Below are 1349 nucleotides of genomic sequence, written 5' to 3'. Positions count from 1 at the left end.
CATCACGAAAAGTGCGGAAGAACCCATATGTGGACGGCTCTGTCTTGCAAGGGGGAAAATAGTGGTGTGACCGTGTCGTTTGCACCCATATGTCCGGCCTGTTGTTGCAGTGTTCAGACTGCTGGCCAAGATGGTTTTTGCGATGGAAGTTCCATTCAGTTCTGCGGTTTTTGAAAACCACGGGCTCTTGCGGAGTGTCTTCCATTCAGATCGAACGATCCCCCATCTCCTCTTTGCAGGACTGCGGTATCGGCCCACACGATCACGTTCTTTTTCCCGTGCGTCGTGTTGGCCAATTTCGTCAGGAAGCGGTGGCCGCTGTCATTGCATCTACTGCCACCGGCTTGCGGTATGTCTCGCCACTGGTCATCAGCTTCCATGCAATGCGTGCCATCCTGTTGGCCAGGGCTACAGCAGCGAGCTTCGCCTTCTTTCTGCCCAGAAGACTGACGAGCCACGGCGTGGCGAGGCGGCTCTGTTTGTTCTGCCGCACATGCCGAAGCACGGTTGTTGCTCCGACAACCAGGGTGCTTCTCAGGCGGCTGTCTCCGGCCCGGGTAATCCCGCCGTGTCTGACTTTGCCGCCGGACGAATGATCCCGAGGGGTGAGACCTATCCAGGCCGCGAAGTCCCGGCCTGAACGGAACAGATGCGGATCCGGAGCCTTCATGAGCAGCAGAGCCGCTCCCAGAGGACCGATGCCCGGAATTCCGGATAGCCTGCGGCTCACCTCCTGACTTCGATGCCATGTGGCAAGTTTTTCATCAAGCTCCCTGATATGCTCCATCAGGGCACCATACTCTTCTGCCATCTGTGCAAACATCTCGCGCGCCAGGGAGGGAAGGATATCCTCGGACGCAATCTGCCTGAGGAACGGCTCAACGCGGGAGAGACCAAGGGGAGCAGTCAATCCGAATTCGGCAGCATATCCCCGGATGGAGTTGGCCAGCTGCGTACGTCTGCCAACGAGCCGCTCCCGCATGCCGACAAGCATGAGGGCTGCCTGCTGCTCAACCGTCTTGACTGGCACAAAACGCATGGTTGGACGGCTCATCGCCTCACAGAGGGCCTCGGCATCTGCCGCATCATTCTTGCTGCGCCTGACGTAAGGTTTGACAAGCTGTGGCGCCATCAGCCTCACTTCGTGGCCGAGCGCGCCAAGGGTTCTGGCCCAGTGATGGGAGGCCCCACAGGCTTCAATGCCAATCACTGTCGGCGGCAGTTTCTCGAAAAACCGGATCATCTGATGTCGGCTCAGTTTCCGGCTTGGCGCAACCCGCTCTTCGGCATCCACGCCGTGGAGCTGAAACACTTTTTTCGAGGTATCCATGCCGATACGGACCAACTGA

Annotated in this window: 1 protein-coding gene; it reads right to left on the bottom strand. The window is 58.3% G+C overall.

Going from position 1 to position 1349, the window contains the following annotated elements:
- Window positions 1-301 precede the first annotated feature (301 nt).
- The coding region (locus tag CFR76_RS17380; protein ID WP_244192006.1) for an IS110 family RNA-guided transposase at window positions 302-1349 on the bottom strand (1048 nt) is incomplete at its 5' end.

The organism is Komagataeibacter swingsii (assembly GCF_003207895.1).
In the GTDB taxonomy this organism is placed as follows: Bacteria; Pseudomonadota; Alphaproteobacteria; order Acetobacterales; family Acetobacteraceae; genus Komagataeibacter; species Komagataeibacter swingsii.
Note: the sequence above shows the minus strand (reverse complement) of the source record. Positions and strands in the feature narration are given on the sequence as shown.